Consider the following 16,295-nt stretch of genomic DNA (forward strand, 5'->3'; position numbering starts at 1 on the left):
ATTCAGTTGGCTGACTTGCCCGGTTGGGCCGTGGAGCAAACTTACGCGCCGAGGCGTCTCGCTTTGAAATGCTTTGTAGTACTAGCGAATATCAGTCTCGTTGATACAACGGCGCAGGCCTTGAAAACCAAGGCCTGCGGTCTATTGACGCAGCATGAACTTCAAGTCGCTCGGTGCATCCATCGGCATTTTCTGCACGGTTTTACCCAGCAGGCCGGTCTTCGGATCGCGCTCGATCACCACGATCTGGTTGCTCTTCTGATTGGCAATCAGCAGGAATTTTCCGCTCGGGTCGAGGCTGAACTCCCGCGGATGATCGCCTTCGACCGAGCGCCGCTGCAGCTCTTTGAGCGTACCCGCAGCCGGGTCAATGGCGAACACCAGCACTTCATTGGTGGTGCCACGGTTACTGACGTAGAGGAACTTGCCGTCCCTGGAAGCATGCAGCGCAGCCGCCGCCCTGCCCGGCTGGGGTTTGCCGGCGGCCAGGTCGACCAGTTGACGCTGGGTCAGGCGGCCGTCCTGGTAATCGAACACCGCCACTTGCGCGCTCATTTCCATGGTCAGCCAGGCGTGCTTGCCGTCAGCGCTGAACAGCAGGTGACGCGGTCCGCTGCCAGGTGGCAACTGCACGAAGGCCGGGGCGGCGGCGATCAGCGGCAGCTCGGGATTGGCCTTGGGGTCGTAGCGGTAGATAAACACCTTGTCCGCCCCCAGGTCGTTGGCGAACACGTACTTGCCATCGGGCGACGACACCGCCGAATGCACATGGGCCGACATCTGCCGCTCGGGGTTGACTCGGCTCGGTTGATGGCTGCTCAACTGCACCACCGGCGACAGCTTGCCGTCGGCGCCCACCGGCAACACCGCCAAGGTGCCGCCCGGGTCTTCCAGCACTGAATAGTTGCTGACCAGCAGATGCCGGCCATCGCCGCTGAGGCTGGAATGCGTCGGCTCGTTGCCCAGGGATTGCACCTGGTTGATCAGGCTGATGGCATGGGTCTTCGGGTCGATGGCGTAGCTGCTGACCTTGCCCACCGGGTCTTTCTGGCCCGGACCGTTTTCGTTGACCACGAACAGCCGGGTCAGGTCGGGCGAGAGGGTCAGCCACGAGGGGTTGTCCGTCTTGATCACTTGCAAGGGATTGGCGTCGATCTGGCCGGTACGGCTGTCGAACTGCAACCGATAGATGCCTTGGCTCTGCCCGGCGGTATAAGACCCCACCAACAGTTGATGACGTTCTTCGGTGTCCGCCTGGACGCCCATGGCGCCCAGGCTGCCGGCCATCAACAGCGGCCAGAAACTACGCATTTTCATCTTCGTCGTCCTCATCGTCGTGGCCGCTGGTGGCGTCCACGCATTCCAGACGGTGGTCACCGGAATCACTGGTGATGATCCAGTGATTCGAAGCCTTGTCGAACGTCGCGGCCTGCATTTGCGCCGGCGTGAAACGCCAGTGCTCGAGGGTACGGCCGTTCATGCACTCGACGTGCAGTTGGTCCTGCTCGTCGAGCTCAAAATTGAATGCGTGCAGCCCGTCGATAATCAGCATGTTGCAGGAGTCGAGGGCAAGCAGCAGGGGGTCGGTTACGGCAGTCATGGTGATCAGTCGGTCTTTGGGAAAGTAGCCATGATAACCCAATGGGCGAGTGGACCTTGGGCCATCACTTCAGAAGCGATCTTGACCGGGTGATCGCCATCGCGAGCAAGCTCGCTCCCACAATTGGATCGGCAGTGAACACACATTCTGTATTCCCAGGAAACCCAGTGTGGGAGCGGGCTTGCCCGCGAAGAGGCCGGCACATTCAACATCAATGCCACGGCCTCACCGCGATCCTCAGAGCGCCTCGCGCCCCGGCACCCCATCCACCAACCGCAGGATCCCCAGCGGGTTGGCGTTCTTCAGCGGTTCCGGCAGCAGGCTGTCTGGATAGTTCTGGAAGCACACCGGGCGCAGGAAGCGATCGATCGCCAATGTGCCCACCGAGGTACCCCGGGCATCGGACGTCGCCGGGTAAGGCCCGCCGTGCACCATCGAATCACACACCTCCACCCCGGTCGGATAACCGTTGAGCAGGATGCGGCCGACCTTCTGTTCCAGCAGCGGTGTCAATTCGCTGAACCGTTCGAAATCCGCCGGCTCGCCGATCATCGTCGCGGTCAGTTGGCCGTGCAGGCCGTTCAGCGCGGCGGTCAGTTGTGCCTGGTCGGCTACTTCGACAAACACCGTGGTCGGGCCGAACACTTCTTCTTGCAGCGCCTCGTCACCGTTGATCAGCAGGCTGGCATCAGCCTTGAACAGCTGCGGCTGGGCCTGGTTGCCCTGCTGCTCGCGCCCGGCCAGGTGCTCGATGCCCGGGTGAGCGAGCAATTTCTGCAGGCCCTTGCCGTAGCTTTGCAGCGTGCCGGCGTTGAGCATGGTCTGGGGCGCCTGGTCGCCGATCAGCGCGGCCACTTGCTGGGTGAAGGCAGTGAATTGCGGCGAGCGAATGCCGATCACCAGGCCCGGGTTGGTACAGAACTGACCGCAGCCCTGCACCACCGAGGCGGTCAAGTCGCGAGCGACGCTCTCGGCGCGGGTTTCCAGGGCTTGCGGCAACACGATCACCGGGTTGATGCTCGACATTTCCGCGAACACCGGAATCGGCTGCGGCCGTGCGGCCGCCATGTCGCACAGGGCACGCCCGCCCTTGAGAGAACCGGTGAAACCCACGGCCTGGATCGCCGGATGCTTGACCAGCCATTCGCCGACACCACCGCCGTAGATCATGTTGAACACGCCAGCCGGCATCGCGGTTTTTTCCGCCGCGCGAATGATCGCATCGGCCACGTGCTCGGCGGTCGCCATGTGGCCGCTGTGGGCCTTGAACACCACTGGGCAACCGGCCGCCAGGGCCGACGCCGTGTCGCCGCCGGCGGTGGAAAACGCCAGGGGGAAGTTACTGGCGCCGAACACCGCCACCGGCCCCAGGCCGATGCGGTATTGGCGCAGATCCGGACGCGGTAACGGCGTGCGCTCAGGCAATGCCCGGTCGATGCGCGCGCCGTAGAAATCGCCTCGGCGCAAGACCTTGGCGAACAGGCGCATCTGGCCGCTGGTGCGACCGCGCTCGCCCTGGATCCGTGCCGCCGGCAGCGCGGTTTCACGGCAGACCACGGCCACGAATTCATCGCCCAAGGCGTCCAGTTCATCGGCAATGGCCTCGAGGAACTCGGCCCGGCGCACCGCGCTCAGGCTGCGGTAGGCCGGATAAGCCGCAGCCGCGGCCTTGGCGGCAGCATCGACTTCTTCGGCCGTGGCCTGGATGAAATCATGGGGCAAAGCCTCGCCGGTGCTGGCGTCGGCGCTCTGCAGGCGAGTCTGGCCGGCCGCGCTGCGTGCGCCGCCGATGTAGTTGTGGCCAAGGATCTGGTTCATCGCAAGTCTCCTTTAAAGTGTGCCGATAGTACCCGGGTTGAACACCGCGTCTACCGGGGCAATGCCGTTGACCAGCGGCGCGCCGAATTCAGCCTGGCTGATTTCGAACACATCCCCTGGCTGGGTGCGGATGCCGTCGGCGAACGACAGGGTCGCGGTGCCGAAGAAGTGAACGTGCACGTCCCCCGGGCGCAGGAACTGACTGTACTTGAAGTGGTGGAACTCCAGGTTCTCGAGGCTGTGGCACATGTTCGCCTCGCCGCTGAGGAACTCGTTCTGCCACAGCACTTCGCCATTGCGCAGGATACGACTGGTCCCGGACAGATGTTGAGGCAGTTCACCGACGCGAAGTTCCGGGCCAAAACTGCAACTGCGCAATTTCGAGTGGGCCAGGTACAGGTAATTCTTGCGTTCCATCACGTGGTCGGAAAACTCGTTGCCCACCGCGAAGCCCAGGCGATAGGGCTTGCCGTCGTGGCCGATGACATACAGTCCGCTGATTTCCGGCTCTTCGCCGGCGTCTTCGGCAAAGGGCGGCAGCGGGAACGGATGGCCCGGGCGGACCACAATGCTGCCGTCGCCCTTGTAGAACCATTCCGGTTGCACCCCGGCCTGTCCGGCCTGGGGTTTACCGCCCTCCACGCCCCACTTGAAGATACGCATGGTGTCGGTCATGGTCGCTTCGTCGCCGGCCTGCTGGTGCATCTTGTCCCGGGCCGAGGCGCTGCCCAGGTGGGTCAGGCCGGTACCGCTGACCAGCAGGTGCGCCGGGTCCGGATGGTCCAGCGGTGGCAGGATGCGCAACTCGCCGAGCAGCCGGGCGTAGTCATGACTCGCCCCCAGGCCCAGGCTGCCGACCTGCTGCTCCAGCTTCACACCCGCCTCGATGGCCGCCAGCGCCAGCTCGCGCACGCTACCGGCGCCCTGCACTTCACGCACCTGATCGCCGTCGACCACACCGACGCGGCGTTCGCCGTTACTCAATTCGAACTGAACTAAACGCATAACTTTTCTCCTTGTAAGCAAAACTTGAATTCGGTGCAGCCCCCCTGTGGGAGCGAGCTTGCTCGCGATAGCAGTCTCACATTCACCGATGATGTCGACTGTCAGACCGTCATCGCGAGCAAGCTCGCTCCCACAGTTAAGTGCAGTGATCTAGGTACGCGTCGCCCCGCGGGCACTGGCAGCGAACTGATCCGCCGGCAGCACATGCTTGCGTTCCAGCAACCGATAGACCACGCCGGTCAACACCAGGCCGAACACCATCACACCGGACAGAAAATACAGCCCCGAAGCCAGGTTACCGGTGTACTCCTTCAGCGCACCGATCACGAACGGACCAATGTAGCCACCCAGGTTGCCCACCGAGTTGATCAACGCAATACCCGCCGCCGCACTGGCGCCGGCAAAGAAACGCCCTGGCAAGGTCCAGAACACCGCCGTGCAGGAAAACAGCGCGAAGGCCACCAGGCACAGCGCCGCCAGTTGCAACACCGGCACCGACAACCAGGCGCTGAGGAACAGGCCGATCGCGCCCAGCACGTACAACACGGCGAGGTGACCGTAGCGGTCGTTCAAGCGGTCGGAACTGCGGGGAATGATCAGCAGGCCAACGATACCGAAGATGTACGGCACCGACGAGACGAAACCCGTCACCAGGTCGCTGCCGCCGAACTGCTTGATCAGCGTCGGCAGCCACAGGCCCAGGCCGTAGATGCTCAGGGTCACCGGCAGGTAGAACAGCGCCAGCAGCAAGACACGCTTGTCCTTGAGGGCATGCAGCGGATTGCCGTGACGGGTCTGGCCGTATTCCTGCAAATCTTTTTTCAGCTCACCGGTCAGCCAGTCCTTCTCGGCCTGGTCCATCCATTTCACTTGTTGCGGACCATCGGGCAGGTAACGCAGCACCGGCCAGGTCAACAGCACCGCCGGCAGGCCGATGACGATGAACAGCCACTGCCAGCCGTGCAGGCCGAGGATGCCGTCCATGCCCAGCAAGCCGCCGGACACCGGGCCGGTGATCATCATTGCAATAGGTTGGGAGAGGATGAACAGGCCCAGGATCTTGCCGCGATGGCGCACCGGGAACCACTGAGTGATGTAGTACAGCACGCCCGGGAAGAACCCGGCTTCGGCCGCGCCCAGCAGAAAGCGCATCACATAGAAGCTATGAGGCCCCTGTACGAACGCCATGCCGATGGTGATGGCGCCCCAGGTGATCATGATCCGGGCGAACCAGCGCCGGGCACCGAAGCGCTCCAGCATCAGGTTGCTGGGGATCTCCAGCAGGAAGTAACCGATGAAAAACAGCCCGGCACCCAGGCCGTAGGCGGCGTCGCCAATACCGATGTCGGCGCCCATGTGCAGCTTGGCGAAGCCCACCGCGGAGCGGTCCACGTAGGCGATCAGGTACAGCAGGATCAGGAAGGGAATCAGTTTCAGCGTAATGCGACGAATAAGCCGCAATTCCTGGCTCATGGGACCGGTCTCCGATTGTTGTTGTTATGGAACCTCGGGGGATTTCTCTCGCGAATGACCGCCAGGACAACCCCTCCGTTGAATCGGACTATATAGTAATACTATTTACCCAACAACACTTCCAAAGCGCGCAATTTGCGCTTATGTTACGCTCAAGCTCGAACAATATAGTCATACAATAAGAGAATCGATCATGTCTGATAAGAAACCCTCCCTGCGCTCGGCCCAATGGTTTGGCACCGCCGACAAAAACGGCTTCATGTACCGCAGCTGGATGAAAAATCAGGGCATCGCCGACCATCAGTTCCACGGCAAGCCGATCATCGGCATCTGCAACACCTGGTCGGAGCTGACGCCGTGCAACGCGCACTTCCGGCAGATCGCCGAGCACGTCAAGCGTGGCGTGATCGAAGCCGGGGGCTTCCCGGTGGAATTCCCGGTGTTCTCCAACGGCGAATCGAACCTGCGCCCCACCGCCATGCTGACCCGCAACCTGGCGAGCATGGACGTGGAAGAAGCGATTCGCGGCAACCCGATTGACGGCGTCGTGCTGCTCACCGGTTGCGACAAGACCACCCCGGCGTTGCTGATGGGCGCCGCCAGTTGCGACGTCCCAGCCATCGTCGTCACCGGCGGGCCGATGCTCAACGGCAAGCACAAAGGCCAGGACATCGGTTCGGGTACCGTGGTCTGGCAATTGAGCGAGCAGGTCAAGGCCGGCACCATCACCATCGACGATTTCCTCGCGGCCGAGGGCGGCATGTCCCGCTCGGCCGGTACCTGCAACACCATGGGCACGGCCTCGACCATGGCCTGCATGGCCGAAGCCCTCGGCACCTCCCTGCCCCACAACGCAGCGATTCCGGCCGTGGATGCACGGCGTTATGTGCTGGCCCATATGTCCGGCATGCGCGCCGTGGAAATGGTCCGTGAAGACCTCAAGCTGTCGAAGATCCTGACCAAGGAAGCCTTCGAAAACGCCATCCGCGTCAACGCCGCCATCGGCGGTTCCACCAACGCGGTGATCCACCTCAAGGCCATTGCCGGACGCATCGGCGTGCAGCTGGACCTGGACGACTGGACCCGCATCGGCCGCGGCATGCCGACCATCGTCGACCTGCAGCCGTCCGGGCGCTTTTTGATGGAAGAGTTCTACTACGCCGGCGGCCTGCCCGCCGTGCTGCGGCGTCTCGGCGAGGCCAATCTGATTCCCAATCCGAATGCCCTGACGGTCAACGGCAAGAGCATCGGCGAGAACACCAAGGACGCGCCGATCTATGGCCAGGATGAGGTAATCCGCACCCTGGACAACCCGATCCGCGCCGACGGTGGTATCTGCGTGCTGCGCGGCAACCTGGCGCCACTGGGGGCGGTGCTCAAGCCGTCCGCCGCCACCGCCGAACTGATGCAGCACCGCGGTCGCGCCGTGGTGTTCGAGAACTTCGACGAGTACAAGGCCCGGATCAACGACCCGGAACTGGACGTGGACGCCAACTCGATCCTGGTGATGAAGAACTGCGGGCCCAAGGGTTATCCGGGCATGGCCGAAGTGGGCAACATGGGCTTGCCGGCCAAGCTGCTGGCCCAGGGCGTGACGGACATGGTGCGGATTTCCGATGCACGCATGAGCGGCACCGCCTACGGCACCGTGGTGCTGCACGTGGCACCGGAAGCAGCGGCCGGCGGACCTCTGGCGGCGGTGAAGGAAGGCGACTGGATCGAGCTCGACTGCGCCAGCGGCCGCCTGCACCTGGACATCCCCGACGCCGAACTCGCCGCGCGCCTGGCCGACCTCGCTCCCCCGCAGCAACTGCTCGTGGGCGGCTATCGCCAGCTGTACATCGACCACGTGCTGCAAGCGGACCAGGGTTGTGACTTCGACTTCCTGGTGGGCTGCCGCGGCGCCGAAGTACCACGTCACTCCCACTGACCCTATCCATCCCCTGTGGGAGCGAGCCTTTGTGGGAACAAGCTTTTGTGGGAGCTGAGCTTGCTCGCGATAGCGGTGTCACAGACAACAGAGATGTTGACTGGAAAGGCCTCATCGCGAGCGAGCTCAGCTCCCACAAAAAGCTCAGCTCCCACAATGGGTCTGTATCTAAATCAAAAATCGCACTAGCGACCCGCCATCGCCGCGCCTGCTATCATGCGCAACACTCCCCTCGCACAGGATCGCGCCGCGTCCCATGGATTACCGTAAACCCTCCGACCGCAAGAGCATGCACGCGCGCATCGTCCAGGAACTGGGCATGCAGATCGTTTCCGGGCGCTTCAAGCCGGACGATAAACTGCCCGCCGAAGCCTTGTTGTGCGAAGAGTATGCGGTCAGCCGCCCGGTGCTGCGCGAAGCCACGCGGGTGCTGGTCGCCAAGGGCCTGGTGTATTCGCGTCCGCGCGTGGGCACGGTGGTCAAGGCCCGGCGGGAATGGCACATGCTCGACCCGGATGTGCTGCATTGGTTGATGCAGAGCAGCCCGCAGAATGAGTTCTTCAACCTGCTGACCAGCGTGCGCAGCATTATCGAGCCGGCCGCCGCCGCCCTCGCCGCACAGTTCGCCGACGAGGCCGACATCGCCGCCATCCGTGAAGCCTACCAACGCATGGAAGCCGCCCCGACCCCCGAGGCCGTGCTGCAACCGGACCTGGACTTCCACAGCCGCATCGCCGACGCCACCCACAACGACCTGCTCGCCAACCTGTGCAACATGTTGTCGGTGGCCATCGCCGAAGCCCTCAAGCACTCCAACCAGCGGCCCAACCTGCACGAGCTGGCGATGCCACGGCACAAGGCGATCCTCACCGCCATCGAGAACCGCGATGCCCTCGGTGCCCGCCACGCCACCCTGGTACAACTGGACGATGCCCGTAGCGCGCTGAACGTCGTGCTGGGCAACGATCCCGCCTGATAAGGTCAGACTTGTGGGAGCAAAGCTTGCTCGCGATGGGGCGCACTCCAGTCCACTGTCGCGAGCAAGCTTTGCTCCCACAGGGTCGTGGCTTGACTGAGCAGCTTTGCTCCTACGAGGTTTGGCTTGACTGACTGACCGGCATTATTCTCAGCGGGTGGTATTTATGTACCACCCGCACCACAGCGAGAAGTCGATACTTTTCTCGCCGTCATCCCGACGGCCATGTTTTATGAAAAGGACTTCTCATGACCGCTTCCTCCTCCGCAGACTCCATCCCCGCGTTGACGCAAAGCGTCAGCCTGCAATTCGCCAGTCACCCGACCTTCGAACAGATCGCGCAACGCATGCTCGAACAAGCTATCAAGCGAACATACCCCTGGCTGGACATTGACCTCTCCAAGGTCCAATTGGCGACTCCGGACGCCAGCGGACGCGCCTGGCAATTCCAGCCGTTCATGCCCGTGGTGCTCGATCACCTGGCCGTTGGCACACCCGTGGATTTCAGCCCACGGGGCAACCTGGACTGCTTTCTCTCCGACACCCCACCGCACCGGCTCCGGGCAGGCAACCAGGAAGTGGACATCCAGGTCATCAAGAACTCGCTGCTGGAACTGGCCTGGAGCGTACCGCTCGGGCTGGAGGATGCGCTGGTCCGTTACTGGGGCGACGACATTGACGCAACCGGTGCGAACAGCCGCAGCAACCGCTGGCGCTGGCTCAGCGATGTGCTGAGGAACATGCTGAGCATCCATGGGCTGCAACAGCCCGGGCTCGCTGACACGGCCCGCGAAGCCCTTGACCAGGTCGCCCGTTGGCCGCACCGGGAGCGACGCTTTTGTCTCGACCCACAGGCGCCTGTGTACGCCTACAACCTGGAAACCCGAATCACCCGGGGCACCACCAGCAGCGTACTGGTCGGCAGCGAGATCCTTCTGGTCCGTGCCACGAAAGGCACCACTGACGTCCTGCTGTGCAGCCCTGGCAGCGCCGTAAAATCCTTTGCCTCCCTGGAAGCCTTCAATCAGCATTGGGGCGCATCGATCGCCAGCCGTTACACCGTCGACGCCGTCACCTGCCAGCGCTACGAGATAAGCGGCGACGTCTTCGAGAGCCAGGCGGCGATGCTGCTGGAGCAACAACTGGCCGACCTGAAGGCTGTACAGCTGCCCGCCGGGATCGGCCTGCAAAACCTGAAGAACCTCTATAACGACCTGAGCGACCCAGCCCGCTACCTGCTGGAAGCCCCCCGACTCTCGCCGCAAACCTCGGCACGCCTGGCTCCCTTGCTGCCCCGCTGGCTGAAAAAAAGCTCCATCGTCGACCAGACGACGCTCCAGCACTACAGCCTGGCCCTGGCCAGTGCCAAAAAACGCCACCAGGGCCAGACCTTCCTCAGCGGCATCGAGGACATCAAGGCCTTTACCGCCAGCGCCTTGTCCAGCGCCATGGGGCAAACGAACGACAGCAGCCCGGGCAAGGTGCCATCGAGCCAATACCAACCCGACGATGTGCTGCTGACCTTCACCGTTTCCGCAGGCTACCCCGGGACCATCGGCCTCAGCGAGAAGCGGCAGATGAGCCTGACCGAACTGGCCATCCACAATCTCGTCGCCCGTCCCAGTGGCCACTTCACGCTCAGCCATCGCCTGGGCCTGACGCTGCCGACCTGGTTGACCCCGAACTTCGTTACCGGGCTGGTCGAGCAGGTCGACATTGGCGCGACCTATCCTCGCTACCTGCAACAACACCTGCTCGGTGGCTCGCCCCAGGCAAAGAACCGCCAACGGATGTTCGCCGAACAGATCCCTGCGCAACTGGCCCTCGAAGCGCTGAAACAGCGGCTGGACAACGAAAACGGCATGACTGTCCAAGGCCTGCGCCTGCTGGAAGCGGTTCTCCAACCTGACGCGGCGAGCCAACAGCTCAACGGTCGGCCGGTGGTCATTCGCCACCTGGGTTTAATGCGCAAGCCCCAGGCCCAGCCCGATACCGTGACCAACATGTTCCTGATCGAATCGCAGGACACCACGGTCGGCCCGCACCTGCTGTATCGACCGCTTTACGCCCCTGCGCTGCAAGAGTTCCCGACACGCGAGGCGCTGCTTCAGGCCATTGCCGCCGCCGGGGACCTGCAGAACAGCGTCCTGACCTGGCTGTCCGACGCCGCCCGCCCGGTGTACGCCAACGGCGGTTTCCTGGAGCCACACATCGTGCGGTTCTTTCCCGGTGACGAGTTCAGCGCCCCCGACAAACCCGCCCCGGCCACACTCGCCACGCAGGACCCCCACGGCGAACTGCTGCAAGCGCTGCACAACGGCGAGCTGATGCAGTACCTCTATGGCTGCAATGCCCAGGCCCTGGTCGCCCAGGCCGACCGGAACTCGGTGTCCAATAGCGAGAGCCGCTGGGCGGTGTTGCTCCAGGGCGGCAACCTGTTGTTCAACACATTGCTGCTCCCTTTATTGCGCGGCCCAGTCATGACCACTGCCTGGCTATGGAACCTGATGGCCAGTGCCCAACAGGACATTCCAGCCCTGATCAGCGAGGACCCGGTGGCGCGGGAGCTGGCCGCCGTCGACCTGCTCGTCAACCTGGCCATGCTGGTGAGCCAACTGCCCACCGGACATGCGCCGGTCACCCGTGCGGCGCTGGCCCCATCGCTGAAGGAGCAAGCCATGCGTCCCCCGGCGCCACGCACCGTTGCCGAGCAGTGGCCCGCGTCGGCGCCGCCCACCGTGGCGGAGGGAACCATCGCCGTGCCTGGCGCCCATGCCGAAGCCACCAGTAGACGCCTGGACTTCAGTTTCGCCAGCGCCGGCCAGCGCCTGACACCGGAACAACGCACCCGGCTGCTGCGCTTGCAGGCACTGCGCCCTCCGGCAATGCCCGAACCCATCGAATATGGCCCTTACAAGGGTTTGTACGTGATCGACAACAAATGGCATGCCGAGGTGGAAGGCGCTCTGTATCGGGTCAACCCTGAAGCGGACGGTAGCGCGACCATCGTCGACCCACTCGACCCCAGCCGCAACGGTCCGCCGTTGAAAACCGACCGCCAGGGCCGCTGGCTCCTCGATCTGCGCCTGCGCCTGCTAGGCGGTGCGCCGCCCAAGCGGATGGATGCACAGCGTCGTGCCAATCTGAAGCGTATCGGGGATTTGACCGAGGAACTCAACCAGTGGGTGGCGCAGGAAGACGATCGACAGAAAGCCCTCGACGTGGCCCAGCAAGTGATGACAAGGCTCCAGGAAGGAAGCACTTACACCGAAGCGCAGCGGGAGCCGAAACGCAAAATATTCCATGACCTGCTCCAGGAGCAGACCGAAGTTTATTTGAAACTGGTGAAGAGTGCGTCCGAACGCGCCAGCCTGGGTATCGGGCTTACACCTAAGTACATGCGCGGACTCTTTGAAAACGTGATCAACAATGCCCGTAAGGCCGTCGTGGTCACCGAAATGGATTACATAGCCGCCAAGAACAGGGACCCCAGGTTTCGAGCAGAAAGCGATGTCCGGGAAGTCCTTACCCACCACATGCAGGACTACATCAAGTTCCTCGACCTCATGAGCGACATCAATGATCGAGCGATCTACTGGCTGGAACTCAAGGACGAATACCTTGAGCGCCTCTTGAACTTCGATGCCGATGGCGCCCAGGCGTTCGAACGCCTGACCAGGGACCGTCCGTTGAACGAAGGCAATGCCATCAGCCGCAAAGCCCTGCAACTTTCTACGCTTCCCATGCTGTCGATCAAAAATCCCCAATCGGACGTGCCCGCCGTCCTGCTTCGCATCGTCGTACCGCTGGGGGAACAAACGCGCTCCCACAGCGAGCTACGGCTGTATGAGCTGACGCCGCAGGAACAACTCGACATCCTGGCAAGCCTGACCGAGCGCTATGGCAAGACCCTGGATGCGTTGCAGGGGGTCAAGACCCTCTACCCCGACGATATCCACGCGTCCTATTTCGACAGGCTGGTCAAGTTGGTCGACAGTCTTTACCAGGAGGTGTCGGGCAAACTCGCCGCCGAAATCAAACCCGAGCCAAAACCACGCAAACGCCCGCCGAAACGCCCCAGGCCAGCCGCTGCACACGCCCAGAAAAAGCTGATCAGGACCCGCCACAATGGCGTCTTGATTGGCGACCTGAAACCGGCCGGCACCTCCTTGCCGATTGAAGTCGTCGAGCTGCGCTCGCAAGTCGATGACGAGATCCTCGCCACCTATTCCCGCCATGATGATGTCTGGGATGTCGTCGAAGTACGTCGCCCGGCCCCGGCACCCGAGACAAGATCGGTCAAGGCGATCAAGGCCGATGCGCGAAAACTGCTCGACGAGCTGGACGCGCGCATGCATCGCGCTGAAAGCTACAAGAAAAACTGCCGCCATCCTCAGGAAATCGAGGAGATCATGAACAATGAGGCGAGTCGGTTTCGCAAGCTTGCCGAGGAACTCGACCGGGGGTTCACCGCAGCGCAAACCCCGCTTACCCCGGCAGACCAGGCACTGAGCCAACAGTTGTCAGACGCGGTATCCAGCCTGACCGCCAAGGGCAGTGCCCTGCGCACCGAATTGAGCCTGCAATTGCCGCCTACCGACGGCAACTTGCGGTTCCTGTTCGAAAAGAACCTGATACAAGTCGCACGTCTCGGCGAACGCACGGCCTTGAAAGGAAGCCGCAAGGATTTCCTCCAGGAGTACGCCATCAACGACCGTAATGGCTCTCCCCTCTGGTATGCGCATTTTCACTACGAAACGGCTGACACACCGAAGGACAATTTCAGCGTCGCGCACCTGAAGACCAAGGAACAACGCAAGGAGCACTACCACTCCCTGCTGGCCAAGGCCACCAGCCCTTATGCGGTGGTGAACGTGCATCGAGGACAGCTCAGCAAGTCGCTGGCGCAGAGCAGGTTCTTGCCCTTGGCGCCTTGATGGCCAGGGTTTGCTAGGCTGGAGTGATCAGTCGCTGAGCGCCAGCAAAAACCTGTGGGAGCGAGCTTGCTCGCGATGGCTGACGGACATTCAATACCTTCATTGACTGTCACACCGCTATCGCGAGCAAGCTCGCTCCCACATTGGCTTGCCCCTAGGGCTGCCCTCATCAGTGGGCAAACAACGAATTGCCCTTCTGCCCCGCCAGTTTCTCCGGCTTGATCAGGAACCGCGCCAGCGCCGGCAGCAGCCACAGCGCACCGAACATGTTCCACAGCAGCATGAAGGTCAGCATCAAGCCCATGTCGGCCTGGAACTTGATGGCCGAGAAGATCCAGGTGCACACGCCGATGGCCAGGCACAAACCGGTGAACAGCACCGCCTTGCCGGTGGATTTCAGCGTCTGGTAGTAAGCCTCCTGCAACGGCAACCCGGCCCGCAGGAAGCTTTCCAGGCGGCTGTAGATGTAGATGCCGTAGTCGACGCCGATCCCGACGCCAAGCGCGACCACCGGCAGCGTCGCGACTTTCACACCGATGCCCATAAAAGCCATCAGGGCGTTGCCCAGTACCGACGTCAGCACCAGCGGCAGCACGATGCACAGCGTCGCCGCCCAGGAACGGAAGGTGATCATGCACATGGTCGCCACGCAGATGTACACCAGGATCAGGATGGTCAGTTCCGATTCCTTGATCACTTCATTGGTGGCCGCCTCGATGCCGGCGTTACCGGCGGCGAGGATGAACTCCAGGCCATCGCGGTTGTTTTCCTTGGCGAAGTCCTGCACCGCCTTCACCGCGCGGTCCAGGGTCTCGGCCTTGTGGTCGTTGAGGAACACCAGCACCGGCGCCAGGGAGCAACTGTTGTTGTACAGGCCATCGGCCCGGGCGATGGAGTTGTTCAGCACATCAGGGTTGCGCGATAGGGTCTCCCATTTCAGGTTGCCCTCGTTCATGCCCTTGATCATCTGCTTGGACACGGTCACCAGGGAAATCGCCGACTGCACGCCCTCGGTGTTCTGCATCTTCCACATCAATTCGTCGATGGGGGCCATGGCTTCATAGCGCGAGCAGCCTTCGGCCTTGGTCTTGACCATCACCACCAGCACATCCGAGCTGGTGGAGTAATTGCTGATGATGAAGTTGTTGTCCTGGTTGTAGCGCGAGTCCGGACGCAGTTCCGGCGCGCCCTGGTCCAGGTCGCCGATCTTCAGGTTCTGGCTGTACCAGAGGCCACCGCCAAAGGCGATCACCGCCAGGGCAATGGACACCGGCGCGACCTTGGCGCTGGCGAAGTTCGACAGCAGGCGCCAGAACGGATGTTCGCGGGTCGCATCTTTCTTGCTGCGCTCGACCGCACGCTTGCTGATGCCGGCGTAGGAGATCGCCACCGGCAGCAGGATCAGGTTGGTGAACACGATCACCGCCACGCCGATGGAGGCGCCGATGGCCAGTTCGCGGATCACGCCGATGTCGATGATCAGCAAGGTGATGAAGCCCACGGCGTCCGCCAGGATCGCGATCATCCCCGGCAGGAACAACTGGCGGAAGGTACGCCGCGCCGCCGTCAGGGCGTTGTCCGCCTCGCTGGACTGCAAGGCGATGCCATTGATTTTCTGCACCCCGTGGGAAATGCCGATGGCGAAGATCAGGAACGGCACCAGCATCGAGTACGGATCCAGGCCGAAACCGGCCGCGTGCATCAGCCCCAGTTGCCAGACCACCGCCACCAGGGTGGTGGTCAACACCGCCACGGTGCTGCGCATGCAGTTAGTGAACCAGTACAACAGGATCAGGGTGATGACGAAGGCCACGCCGAAGAACAGCACCACCATGACCAGGCCATCGATCAGGTCACCGACTTTCTTGGCGAAACCGACAATATGGATCTGCACATTCGGGTTCTGGGCTTCGAACTTGTTGCGGATCTTGTCTTCAAGCTCGTGGGAAAACTTCCGATAGTCGAGGGCGAGCAATTTGCCCTGGTCCTGCGGGTCGGGATAGGACTCCAGCAGCGGGATGTCGATGATGCTCGACTTGAAGTCGTTGGCCACCAGGCGCCCGACCTGGCCGGACTTGAGCACGTTGTTGCGCAGCAGGTCGAGGCTGTCGGCCGAGCCGTTGTAGCTCTGGGGGATCACCTCACCGCCGGCGAAGCCCTCCTCCGTCACTTCGGTCCAGCGCACGCTGGGGCTCCACAATGACTTGAGCCCCGAACGGTCGACACCGGAGATGTAGAAGACCTCGTCGTGGATCTGGCGCAGGGTCTCCATGTAGTCCTTGGAGAAAATGTCGCCATTGGTGGCTTCCACGGAAATGCGCACCGTGTTGCCCAGGTTCGCCAGGTCGTTGCGGTGCTCGAGCATCTTCTGGATGAAGGGATGCTCGAGGGGGATCATTTTTTCGAAACTGGTGGAGGGACGGATCAGCGTGGCCTGCCAGAACAGGAAAATGCTGACCAGCAGGCAAATGACGATCACTGCCGGGCGGTTGTTGAAAATCAGGCGCTCGAGGAACGTCGCCTTGTCTTGATGATGACTGCTCATGGGGTCCGCCT

9 protein-coding genes are annotated in these 16,295 nt (G+C 62.4%); 3 read left to right on the forward strand and 6 right to left on the reverse strand.

Annotated features, from left to right (window positions below; translation table 11 throughout):
• Window positions 1-141 precede the first annotated feature (141 nt).
• The 5 genes from IB266_RS12360 to IB266_RS12380 all read right to left on the reverse strand — a co-directional run bounded on the left by IB266_RS12360 (window position 142) and on the right by IB266_RS12380 (window position 5,896).
• Window positions 142-1,317 carry a lactonase family protein gene (locus IB266_RS12360; RefSeq protein ID WP_192261353.1) on the reverse strand — a complete coding sequence of 392 codons (1,176 nt, stop codon included), beginning with the start codon at window positions 1,315-1,317 and terminating at the stop codon, window positions 142-144.
• Entirely contained in the window at window positions 1,304-1,600 is a 297-nt protein-coding gene (locus tag IB266_RS12365) for a DUF5629 family protein (RefSeq protein ID WP_192261354.1), read from the reverse strand. The genes IB266_RS12360 and IB266_RS12365 overlap by 14 nt, the downstream gene beginning before the upstream one ends.
• Window positions 1,601-1,837: 237 nt before the next feature.
• Window positions 1,838-3,418, reverse strand: coding sequence for an aldehyde dehydrogenase (NADP(+)) (locus tag IB266_RS12370; RefSeq protein ID WP_103310143.1), 1,581 nt, complete (start codon window positions 3,416-3,418; stop codon window positions 1,838-1,840).
• Window positions 3,419-3,430: 12 nt separating this feature from the next.
• Window positions 3,431-4,423 carry an AraD1 family protein gene (gene araD1, locus IB266_RS12375; protein ID WP_192261355.1) on the reverse strand — a complete coding sequence of 331 codons (993 nt, stop codon included), beginning with the start codon at window positions 4,421-4,423 and terminating at the stop codon, window positions 3,431-3,433.
• A 150-nt stretch (window positions 4,424-4,573) separates the two neighbouring features.
• Window positions 4,574-5,896 (reverse strand): MFS transporter, encoded by a 1,323-nt coding sequence (locus IB266_RS12380; RefSeq protein ID WP_060741990.1) that lies wholly within the window; start codon window positions 5,894-5,896, stop codon window positions 4,574-4,576.
• A 193-nt stretch (window positions 5,897-6,089) separates the two neighbouring features.
• Between IB266_RS12380 and IB266_RS12385 the strand changes: the two genes are divergently transcribed.
• The 3 genes from IB266_RS12385 to IB266_RS12395 all read left to right on the forward strand — a co-directional run bounded on the left by IB266_RS12385 (window position 6,090) and on the right by IB266_RS12395 (window position 13,739).
• Window positions 6,090-7,826 carry an IlvD/Edd family dehydratase gene (locus IB266_RS12385; protein ID WP_192261356.1) on the forward strand — a complete coding sequence of 579 codons (1,737 nt, stop codon included), beginning with the start codon at window positions 6,090-6,092 and terminating at the stop codon, window positions 7,824-7,826.
• Between the two features lie 256 nt (window positions 7,827-8,082).
• On the forward strand, window positions 8,083-8,802 hold the full coding sequence (locus tag IB266_RS12390) for a FadR/GntR family transcriptional regulator (protein WP_060741988.1): 720 nt from the start codon (window positions 8,083-8,085) through the stop codon (window positions 8,800-8,802).
• A gap of 248 nt (window positions 8,803-9,050) precedes the next feature.
• The gene (locus tag IB266_RS12395; protein WP_192261357.1) at window positions 9,051-13,739 is read left to right on the forward strand and encodes a dermonecrotic toxin domain-containing protein; all 4,689 of its coding nucleotides are present in this window, start codon (window positions 9,051-9,053) and stop codon (window positions 13,737-13,739) included.
• Window positions 13,740-13,908: 169 nt separating this feature from the next.
• Here IB266_RS12395 and IB266_RS12400 read toward each other — a convergent pair whose 3' ends face one another.
• On the reverse strand, window positions 13,909-16,284 hold the full coding sequence (locus tag IB266_RS12400; RefSeq protein ID WP_192261358.1) for an efflux RND transporter permease subunit: 2,376 nt from the start codon (window positions 16,282-16,284) through the stop codon (window positions 13,909-13,911).
• Window positions 16,285-16,295 lie beyond the last annotated feature (11 nt).

This window comes from Pseudomonas sp. Pdm06 (assembly GCF_014851795.1).
Taxonomy (GTDB): Bacteria; Pseudomonadota; Gammaproteobacteria; order Pseudomonadales; family Pseudomonadaceae; genus Aquipseudomonas; species Aquipseudomonas fluorescens_AA.